This window comes from Massilia sp. DD77, from assembly GCF_036961685.1.
Lineage (GTDB): Bacteria > Pseudomonadota > Gammaproteobacteria > Burkholderiales > Burkholderiaceae_D > Telluria.
The window spans coordinates 40,609-51,323 of sequence record NZ_JBAMDH010000003.1 but is presented as its reverse complement, the minus strand read 5'-3'; the positions used below and the strand labels follow the sequence as shown (position 1 = coordinate 51,323).

At 61.3% G+C, this 10,715-nt stretch carries 6 protein-coding genes; all 6 read left to right on the top strand.

All coding sequences use genetic code 11. The annotated features are described in order from the left end of the window. The first annotated feature begins 13 nt into the window (after positions 1 to 13). A complete protein-coding gene (locus tag V7778_RS02135; protein WP_335551705.1) occupies positions 14 to 1,576 on the top strand; it encodes a nuclease-related domain-containing DEAD/DEAH box helicase in 1,563 nt (520 codons plus the stop codon). Between the two features lie 11 nt (positions 1,577 to 1,587). Then, positions 1,588 to 4,797 (top strand): helicase-related protein, encoded by a 3,210-nt coding sequence (locus tag V7778_RS02130; protein ID WP_335551704.1) that lies wholly within the window; start codon positions 1,588 to 1,590, stop codon positions 4,795 to 4,797. 1 nt (position 4,798) lies between these two features. Continuing rightward, entirely contained in the window at positions 4,799 to 6,595 is a 1,797-nt protein-coding gene (locus tag V7778_RS02125; RefSeq protein ID WP_335551703.1) for a DUF1998 domain-containing protein, read from the top strand. Then, a complete protein-coding gene (locus V7778_RS02120; protein WP_335551702.1) occupies positions 6,592 to 8,223 on the top strand; it encodes a hypothetical protein in 1,632 nt (543 codons plus the stop codon). The genes V7778_RS02125 and V7778_RS02120 overlap by 4 nt, the downstream gene beginning before the upstream one ends. After that, positions 8,223 to 10,058 (top strand): hypothetical protein, encoded by a 1,836-nt coding sequence (locus V7778_RS02115; RefSeq protein ID WP_335551701.1) that lies wholly within the window; start codon positions 8,223 to 8,225, stop codon positions 10,056 to 10,058. The genes V7778_RS02120 and V7778_RS02115 overlap by 1 nt, the downstream gene beginning before the upstream one ends. A 263-nt stretch (positions 10,059 to 10,321) precedes the next feature. Next, on the top strand, positions 10,322 to 10,651 hold the full coding sequence (locus tag V7778_RS02110; protein ID WP_335551700.1) for a hypothetical protein: 330 nt from the start codon (positions 10,322 to 10,324) through the stop codon (positions 10,649 to 10,651). Positions 10,652 to 10,715: the final 64 nt, after the last annotated feature.

The window sequence follows — 10,715 nt, the reverse complement described above, 5'->3', positions numbered from 1 at the left end:
GCTGTGAGAGGACATGGAGCTTCACCCAACATTCAAATTCAGGCCGCGACTGTTCGGGGAGGCCGCAGTCTACGATCTGCTTCTGGCTCTGGACGACAGGGACGGGTTTGCAGTTCATTCCGTGAACTTGCCCGAGCACGAGTATAAACGCTGGGGCGAGGCCGATTTCGTGATCGTATCGCGGGCCGGCGTAGTGCTGCTCGAGGTCAAGGGCGGTAACGTCTCGCTGGCGGGCAGGGTATGGCGATACGAGAATGCCAGGGGGCAGGCAATCACTTCCAGCGAGGGGCCGGCGCGTCAGGCCATCAGTGCCGCGGTCGCTTTGGAGCACATGCTGCAGAAGCGGCTCGGAAGGAAGATCCGCTGCCGGTGGGGTGTCGCCTTCCCCCACTGCAGGTTTGTTCGGGCGCTGGATGAGCTCCCTCCGGAGCGCCTTGCGGATCAGGCCGCGTGCGCGAATCCGCTGGTTTTTCAGGCCTGGCTCGACAGCATCCCTTTCGACCAGCATTCCCCGAGCGATTTCGCCCTTTCCGATACCGACATCCGCGAAATCAAGGAAATCCTGCTTCCGGAAATGTCGGCGGCCTCATCCCTTGGACTTTCCGTTACCGGCGTGGAGCGCGGGGTGATCAAGCTGACGCGCCAGCAGTATGGGATCCTGGAGAGTCTCGCAGCGAATCCACGCATCACCGTCACAGGAGGTGCGGGAACGGGCAAGACCGAGCTCGCCGTCCTGTGCGCGCGTGCCGAGGCCGATGCCGGCAGACGCCCGGCGGTCCTTGTTCAGGGAACTGCTCTTCTGGGCAGCCTGCGTGACCGACTGGCCGACACCGGTATCCCGGTGACCGATGGCCGCATTCCTGACGGGACTGACGTGCTGATCGTGGACGAGGGGCAGGATTACATGCAGCCCGCGGCCCTGGCCACCGTGTTCGAGCAACTGCCGGGCGGGATGGCGAACGGCCGCTGGCGCTGGTTCATGGATCCCAATCTGCAGTATCTTCGGTCGCCTCCCGACCAGCATTCCCTGGAGCAGATCCGGACCGCCTCGGTCTCGGTCTCGCTGACGAGAAATGTCAGGTCCACACTCGAAATCGTTAGAAGCATCCAGGCATTCCTCGGCGCAGACATCGGACTGTCGTCCATCGACGGCTATGGCGTCCGGGTCGGATTTCACGAGGTCGATTCGGCAGTGGGCGAGGCCAACTCGGTGGTTGCACTCGTCCAGAGTATGCTGGAGGCGGGGGTGCGACCGACGGAGATCGCGGTCCTGGGGCCGAACGGACCCGAGGGCGCTACCGCACGGACAGTCGAGCGCAGGCTGGCAGATGTGCTGCGCCCCCTTCGGCCCGACGGCAGATTCGCATCAACCGCGCACGGCATTATCGGTACGGTTGTCGATTTTCGAGGGCTGGAGTCGAGGGCGGTTCTCCTGGTTGATCTGGGTGAGGCATCGGAGGATACCGACTTCGAACGAAATTTGTATGTAGGGATGACAAGAGCATCAGCAGTGCTTCACATCTTCGTACCGGAAACGGTCAAGAGAAGGATGGTAGCGCTGCTGGCGCAGAACTGAAGGAGCAAGAGATGAGCGGAATGGATGATACGGAACTGCGGGACGCGTTCGTTGCCGAAATCAGATCGCGGTTGATCGGGCCGGGGGGAGCAAAGGAAGTGCTGCATGAAAAGCCGCACAAGCGTTATCTGAGCGGGATGGTTTTCCCGCAGGGCGCAACAGCGGGAAAGAACATCGCGGACGAACGCCAGGATGGCGAAGACCCGTCGATGGACGAGGATGAGGACGAGGACGCGCCTGAATCGCCCACGGACATGCTGTTCCAGAAGCTTCCTGCTTCGGTCGGGATGACCTTCGCGCTCGCGACGAACGAATCGAAACTGACTGTACAGCTGCGTGGGGCCGCGTACAGCAAAGGGACGGCGGAAGTGGTGGCCGTCAGTGCCGACCGGAGGAAACGCAAGGGGCCGCCGGTGGTGTGGACGCGGAAGCCACTGCCATCCGGTTCCGACGTCGAGACCGTGGTTGTGGAGTTGCCGCGCGATGGCGCCAGGACACGCGAGCCGATCCCGGTGCTCGAGGGAATGGCCGAGCTGCGCGTGTATGTACGACTCAGTGGGGACGCCAGGATTGCCACGGTTGCGCTGGTCAATCGTAACCACACCCCCGAAGACACAGCGGTGAATGCCGAGCACATCCTGTTCCAGGTCGAGATGACGTGCGCCCCTTCTCTGGGCGTTCCGGCCTACCCGGACCCGCCGCGCATCAGCCCGGACCCTGAAGCCGAAGAGCTCGCCCTGCAGTACAGGGATACCCCAGCGTTTGCAGTCGGCCATGGTTGCGGGGTCTACTGGTCGCAGCCGGAAGGCGATGTGGTCAGCTCTGTTGCTGTCGACTTCCTCCCTTCGGTAGAGGTCCCTCCGGTCACGACGGAGATCCGTTCGCTTCCTGACAACGTTGCAGCGGCTCTGTCGATGAAGAGGCTGCAGGACCCATCGTTCGACCCGATCACGCCATTCCGCGACCTGATCCAGGAATACACCAACTGGCGCGATGGTATTGCAACGCTGAAGCTCGACGACCGCTTCGAGCCGGCCAGGGAGCGCATCGTCGAACGCATCGACGCTGTCATCGAGCGAATGACGGATGGCGTCGATCTGCTTGAGGATGAACCGGGTGCCCTGGAGGTGTTCAGGCTGGCAAACCGTTCGATGCTGATCAGTCTTGCTCGTGCAGCTCGCAACCAGGATCGCAAACGAACAGGGCGGTTCCAGGACGTGAACCTGGCTTCACTCGCCGACAAGGCAGTCGTGTGGAGGCCTTTCCAAATCGCGTTCTTCCTGATTTCGCTCCGCGGCCTGTGGGAGCCGGAACATGACAGCAGGGATATCGTCGACCTCATCTGGTTCCCGACCGGCGGCGGCAAAACGGAGGCGTATCTTGGCGTTGCAGCCTTCGAGATGATCAGGCGACGCCTTATGGACCCGGAGCGTGGCGGGGGCACGGCCGTGATCAAGCGTTACACCTTGCGCTTGCTGACCATTCAGCAGTTCGAGCGGGCAGGGGGGCTCATCTGCGCGCTCGAGACCATGCGCCAGGCCGGTGATATCGAAACCTCGCATCCGTTCAGTCTGGGACTGTGGGTGGGAGGTGACTCGGCCCCGAACACCGGGGCCGCGGCGCTGGAAGATCTGGACAAGATCCATTCGAGCGCAGGGCGGGTGGACGGCGTGAAGGTGCCCCTGAAGCAGTGCCCCGTCTGCAGCAAACCGATTATCCCTGAAAACAAGGCTGTCGGCACTGCCGACGTCGGGCTGCGCGCAAAGGGCAACAGCGTCGAGCTGTTCTGCTCCGACCGGGCATGCCCATTCCACGGTGGGCTCCCGATCAGCTATGTGGACGACGACCTGTATGCTTCGCCGCCGACGCTGTTGCTCGGCACTGTCGACAAGTTCGCCATGCTCGCATGGCGGCACGAGGCGCGCGCCTTCTTCGGTACCGATTCCGGCATGGCCCCACCGTCCCTGATCATCCAGGACGAGCTGCATCTGATCTCGGGCCCGCTCGGAACGCTTGCGGGCATCTACGAAGCGGCGATCGACCGGATCATCAGCGAACTGGGGGCGCCAGCGAAATACATCTGTGCGACGGCCACGATCCGGCGGTCGGACGACCAGATCGAGAAGTTGTATGGCAGGCGCGGCGCACTCTTCCCACCGGCTGGGATCTCGGCCGGGAACTCCTTCTTCTCCAGGACATCCACCGACCCGAAGCAGCGCGGCCGTCTATACCTCGGCGCCATGGGACAGGGGCACACGCCGACCTTCTCGAACGTCATCGCATCGTCGGCCCTGCTGTCGGCCGGCGGGGTGATGCGGGCGCAGGCCGGCGACCAGGTCGACACTTGGTGGACGGTCGTGGCCTATCACAACAGCAAGCGCGAGCTTGGCAAGACGCTGTCGCTCGCCCGCGACGACATTCCCGGGCGCCTCGATGCCCTCGGTGAGCAACGGAAGGTCACAGCCTCCCGGGTGAGCGAGCTGTCCGCAAACCTGAAGGACAGCGAGATTCCCGAAGCGCTGCATCGTCTGTCGGTCGAACTGCCCGATTCGCATGCCCTTGACTATGTCGCCTGCACGAACATGCTCTCCGTGGGCGTCGACGTTTCAAGGCTGGGTCTTATGCTGGTGAACGGACAGCCGAAGACGGTATCTGAGTACATCCAGGCTTCCAGCCGGGTGGGCCGCAGCAGGAACCGTCCTCCCGGCATCGTGTTCACGCTCTTTTCCCCGACCAAGCCGAGGGACCGATCGCATTACGAGTTCTTCCGGCATTTCCACAAGGGGTTCTACCGGTATGTGGAACCCACGAGTGTCACACCGTTTGCGATGCCCGCGCAGCAGCGAGGCTTGCACGGCGCGTTTCTGGCGCTGGTGCGCATGGTGTCGCAGATCAGTGCCAACAACCACGCCGCAGCGATCAGAACGAACGCTCCGGAGGTGCGACGCCTTGCTGATGTCTTCTGCGCGCGCATCGAGGACGCCAGGGACGGCAAAATGGCTGAAACACGCAGACGGCTGGACGACTTCATCGATGACTGGATGAGTCAGGCGAATGAGCACGGCAGCAAATTGAGGTTCCAGTCCGGCGGCAAGGAGCACCCTGGCCTGATTAAGGCTTTCAGGAAGCCAGGAACGGGGATCGAGACACTCCAGTCGCTGCGCAACGTTGACGTGCCATTGAAACTGGATGTTCCCATAATCGAGTCTGCAGGGGCATGACATGAGCAAGCAAGTAAAAAGAGAAATTCGAGCAAGCACTGTTGCCAATGCCGCGGGTGTTGGTGCAGTTATCGATGTCGGTGTCGAGTCCTTCGTGGTCCCAGGCATCGATTACTGGAGGCAGTCGAGCCTGCGTCTGGTGACCCTGCCGCGTCTCTCGAGCCGGCTGAAGAAGAATCTGAAGACGACAACCGAAACGAAGCCATCGCTCAAAGTCAGCCGTTTCCCGAGGGCGATGTTCTGCGAAAAATGCAGGAAGATAACCTTCTGGAAGGTCGAGTTCGAAAAGCAGGGACAGGAACCCTCCTGCCCCCATCGCGGGTGTGACGGAGCGCTTGTCCCGATGCGTTTCGTCGTCGCCTGCGAGAACGGTCATCTGGACGATTTCGATTGGGGCAGATGGGCCCACAGCGGTCCTGATGCATCGCCAGGGTGCCGGAGCAGGGACAAGCTGACTTTCAAGGTCGACGAGAAGGCCGCTACAGGCGGGCTCGCTTCACTGATCGTTGGATGCGAGACTTGCAAGAGCAGCCGCTCGCTGGAACAGATCACGTCCAAGGATGCCAATCAACACCTTCTCGGCAAGTGCAGCTGCCGCCATCCATGGCTGTTCGGGTCACAGGGCAGTTGCGACGCCCAGGCCGAGGTACTGCAGCGGGGCGCCACGAACCTGCATTACCCGGTGACTATCTCTGCGCTCGACATTCCGGATGACCTGGTGGTGGAGGCGACCGAGGAGTTCTCCGAACAGATAATGGCTCACCCAAAATATGCGAAGCTGAAGCATTTCGTTTCGGGTACCGAGGGGGCCAACACAGACTTCGTCGACCTGCTTGTCGAGACGATTGCCGGACAGCTTAGCTGCAAGGAGGCCACAGTACTGGACGTGGTGAAGGCTGACATCGATGGAAAGCCGATCTCGGGAAACAAGAAAGCCCCGATGGAAATCGACCAGAATCTGCTCTTTAATGAAGAGTGGAAAACGATCCAGCATGCACTCCATGGCGGGGGAATCGCAGGACAGAACTTCAGGGCCAGGCCAGAACCCCTCGACGAGAACGCTCCGCGGTGGGCCAGGCGTTTGCTCGAGGGGGTGGTCCTAGTCGAGAGGTTACGCGAAGTGCGTGCCTACCGCGGCTTCCAGCGCGTCAAGCCGGGCGGTCCGGAACGTACGGTGCCCCCCGATGTTTCGGCCTCGGAGAACTGGTTGCCCTGCACCGAAGTGTTCGGTGAAGGGATCGCACTGTCCTTCGATCTCGACAGCCTGAAGGCGTGGAGCGCCGCCATTCCCGAAAAGGAGTTGAATGTCCTCGGGCAGCTGGAACAGAAGCGGCTGGACGAGAACTTCTGGTTCCTGCCGAAGGTCGATCCGGTATTCATGGCACTTCATGCCCTGTCGCACCTGCTGCTGCGCAGAATCACGTTCGAGTGCGGATATTCGTCCTCCTCGCTGCGCGAGCGACTGTACTTCGATCCCGATCAGAGCAGCGCCGGCATCATGATCTACACGGCGGACGCGGATTCGGAAGGCTCGCTGGGCGGACTGGTGCGTCAAGGGCAGAAGGACCGGCTCGCCCAGACCCTGTATGAGGCAGCCGAACAGGGGCGCTGGTGTTCTGCGGACCCGGTCTGTTCAGAAACGGCGGGGCAGGGGCTCGGCGGATTCAATCGTGCCGCGTGCCATGCCTGTCTGCTGGTTGCCGAGACGAGCTGTACGTGTGCGAACACGGTGCTCGATCGGCGCATGCTGCTGGACGAGAAATGGGGCCTCCTCACGTTCCTGGAGAAGAACGGATGAGGATGCCGAAGTTGCGTGAGATGACGGCCGAGCAGAAAGCCGTCTATCTTTACGCACCCAACGATGCTCACGTCCTTGTGAGCGGCCCGCCTGGTACGGGCAAGACCGTGATTGCGGCACTTCGAGCAGCCGAGCTGAAGAAGCGTGGTGTACCTGTAGCGCTTGGCATGTACAGCCGTGTGCTCGTCAAGTACGCCGCGGGTGCCCCCGGCGACGATTCCGAAGCGCTGGTCCGCACAGTGTTCGAATGGTTCCGGGAATGGTGGAACGCAGCTGAACTGCCGCCGCATCCCGCCGGTGGCCCTATATGTGTTGAGCTCCCTTTCAAGGACAAGGATGCCGTGAAGGCGGCGGGGGCAAAATGGCACGAGCACCAATGGCGCCCCTGGCAGCAGAGGACTGGTACGTGGGTAGTGGATTACGACGTGTGGGCAAAAGCTCCGGAAAGCTTTTCGGGTTGGCGTCTCTGGCAGTCGGCCCCATGCGTTCCTGAGGCCGAGGATCAGATTGACTGGGAGGCCGTCTACGATCATGTCATGGAGCATGAGGAGGACTTGAGCGATGCGAGCCTGTCGGTCGGTACCCTGTTGATTGACGAGGGGCAGGACTTTGCGCCATGGTTCTACAAACTGCTTGGTCTGCTGGCTGTGGTCGGAGCCAGCAGACCCACGGTAACGTATCCCTTGAAGTGCTTTGTTCTGGCCGACGAAAATCAGCAGCTGACAGAATACAACTCGACTTTGAACGAGATCCAGACCGGGCTGAAGATCGGTCCGAAGAACCGCTTCCCGCCGCTGCTCGACAATTTCCGCAACACGTATGAAATCGCAGAGGTGGCACGCGCATTCTTCGATGACGTGGGCGCGCTCCCTCGACTCCCGACTCGAAGAGGGGAGCGGCCGCTCTACACGGAAGGTATTCCGTCTAGCGACTGTGTACAGCAGATCCTTACGTGGATTGTCAATCACCCGGGAAAGAATGTCGGCGTCCTCGTGTTCAAGGAGCAGAAGCGTGACGCACTGCAGAAGGCGCTGAGCAAGGCAGTCGGCGGCATAGAGGGAAGAATGGTCAGCGTGCAGTCGTATTCGTGGGAGACCCGGAAGGTCAACCGCGTGGAGAACCTGGTGTTCGATGTCCCGGATGTCATCAGTGTCCTCAATATGCGGAGCTGCAAGGGCCTCGAGTTCGACGCGGTATTCATTGTCGATCTTCATGATGCGCAGATCGGTCTTTACGGTGCTTCCCGGTTTCGAATGCAGATGTTCGTCGCGGTGTCCCGGGCTCGCGAATGGGTCCAATTGCTCGAAACGCAGAAGGATCAGTCCACTGCCGCGTTTTACGCGGAGCTGCCCTCGTCGGACATCCTGCCACGCGAGACATGGAAGAAGGCGTTGCCGCCGGCACGCACAGTTCGGCAGATTCCTGCAGTTCCTGTCCAGGAAAGGAAGGCCGCGCTCGAGGATTGGGAGACCTGGGCACGCGCTTTTGCGAAGAAGAGGGGATGTGCGAATGAAGACCTGCGTCCGAAGGGCTGCTTCTGGTTGTATGCACCGGCCGCGGATTCGGCTGAACTGACAAAGCGTGGCTTCCAGTATTCCGCGCGTCGGCAGGGATGGTGGAGGACTTGATGACGAAAAGCTTCATGAATGATCCAGTCGCGCCAAGGGCGGAGAAGCCCCAGCAGCAGTTCACATTTGAACCTTTGTCAGGCGGGCAGGAAAAGGGCGTGTCGATCGATGGAGACGGTACGCAGACAAGTCCCGCCTGTACGGCGAGTCGTCTGTTCTTCCCTACCAACCGCGAGGACATTCTGCTTCAGCTGAGTTCGCTCGCCATCTCCAGGGGTTTACCGGCCGGCCAGACAGTCGTTCCAGTTCAGGATGACGCGCTCGCTCTTCTGCCGGATGGACTGCGGACCGACGAGATATCGTTGCTGCAAGGAGGGCAGGCCGGGAGGTTTCCTGTCCTGGTCGAGCTCCGTGAATCGGTGGGCGGGGAGCGTTTCTCATTCGGCATGAGCGAAGTGGCGGCGCTCTGGTTCCGAAGTCAGGAGGACGCGGATGACTTCCGATTCCGACCGGTCGACGAACTGAATACCGAGGAATTGACTTGCCGCGTCGATCCGCAGCTTTTCGATCTGCCTGGCTCCCCCCGTTTCCGACAAGGCTCGGAGGAATCGCTGGAACTGCGGGACCGCGGGCGTTTTTCGGACCGCATTGCAGGGGGTGTCTGCAGCGTCCTCGAACTTGGCGCGACCCAGCCCGTGTGCTGGCATGACATCGCCGAGCTGCTTTGCCGTCCCCTTGCAGCGACCCCGTCTCATGAAGTGACTCTGGCCGGAGCGCTTGCATCAGGATGCATGCCAGCCTCGGAGGGAGGGCAGGCGAACATCGTTCTGCGAGCGTTCATTGCCCATGGCACTGACGACTCAGCCAGCACGCTCGTCGCACGGATCCACGCGAATTTGACCGACGGAACCGACGACGAAAGCCAGATCAGGAAAGTGGAGCGCTGGTTCTCCATGGCGAATGCAGTACTGCAGAATCGGGCGCGGCTCGACGGGGAGCTGCTGTCGGACGAAGGTTCTGTTGCGTTGCGCGCGTCTCTCCTCGCTTCGGTAGTGGGCGACGTCCGCGCGCTCATCCCCTTCTTGCACGCTCCCAGGCCCGCCGGGCGGAAGGTGATCGTTGCGGCAGCATTCCTGATCGGTCTCCGCACGGGTGTCATCGACATGCCCTGGACGATGAAACGTACGCGTCTGAGCATCCTGTCGCCACTGATCGTGGCGCTTCGGGTAGCCGCTCTGGAGACAAGGGAGAGCGTCGGGGGCGGATTCCAGGTCGAGCCGGACGAGACACTGGCAGGCGTGGTCCTGCGTCTGTTTTGGCGTGACCATGAGGTGGCATGCTGGCCTCCTTCTGGAGGCGAGGTGTCCGTACGGCAGGAAGACCCTGAACGCGAAGCAGATCCAGCGACTGAGCTGCAGCCGGCACTGCGGCCCGATGAGGCGGGCAGCGCCGTGGCATCGGTCAGTTCTGACAGCGTTTTGCCCGAAAGCGGTGCCCCCGACTGCATTCGTAGTCTCGATGGGAGGTCGATCGATCTTCTCTGGCCGGCGCCGCCGCGGAAACGCGGTGTGACGCTGAGGTGTGTCCTGTCCGAGGGTGACCGTCTGCGCAAGCCGAAGGAGATACTTGAGATCGCCGGTACGGGAGGACTGTTGTGGCGAGCCGGGATAAGCGCTGAAGGCACGGAGGCGTTGTATGCGGACCTGCTGGAGTGGCCCGGCGACTCCTTGCTCGAGGAGCTGAGCGGAACGCTCGCACTGGCGCTTGATGCGTATCTGGTGAAGAAGAAGGCGCGTGCAGCTTCCGCCTCCACTCGACGTGGCAAAGCCGCGCCCAAGAAGTCAGAAGCGGAGCCGGGGATGGCGCCTGGAGCCGAGCAGAGGGAGGCAGATTGATGGCCCCGTCTCACAAGCCTCTGATCGCGGACTCGCTGCAGTTCTTCTTTTATCCGACGTCCGATGGATATGGCGTCCTGCTGAACGCTCGTACTATAAGTTACTGGTGAGGTTCGAGCATGCCCGCAGCTCGGCGAGGACTTGGGGAGAGCTGCACGAACGCTCGGGCCGAATGCCACCGAGTTCATGCTGACGTTCACGCAGTGTGACAAGCGGGTCGCCGAGCGAGCGACAGCATCGATTCGTTAAAGGATGATGTGAGGGTGCTATTTACGGAGGAATTCCCGTTCGTGCAATGCGCGGAAGAGTTTTTTTCCTCTTATGGCGATTGCTTTTCTGAGGAAGGAGCTCTGGTTGCATGGACCGACTATGGTGAAGAGTTCCGGTTCTATCCCGAGTCGAACTTTCTGAATCTGAAGCGGCATCTCGAGCAGGGAGGACACACTCTCGAGGCGGCCGACCCTGATCAGGTTCGCTTCCGAACGAGAGCAACCTCCTCAATGCGTGGCAAGCCTGAAGTGGATGAGCCGGCTTGCATCGATTCAGCCGCTGAATCGGCGGCGCCTGCTTCCGCGAGCGGCGCTCCTGACTGAGAACATTCAACCGCCTGATTCTGCCCCGCAGGCGGGAAATCACAACTATAACGAGACCTGGAAA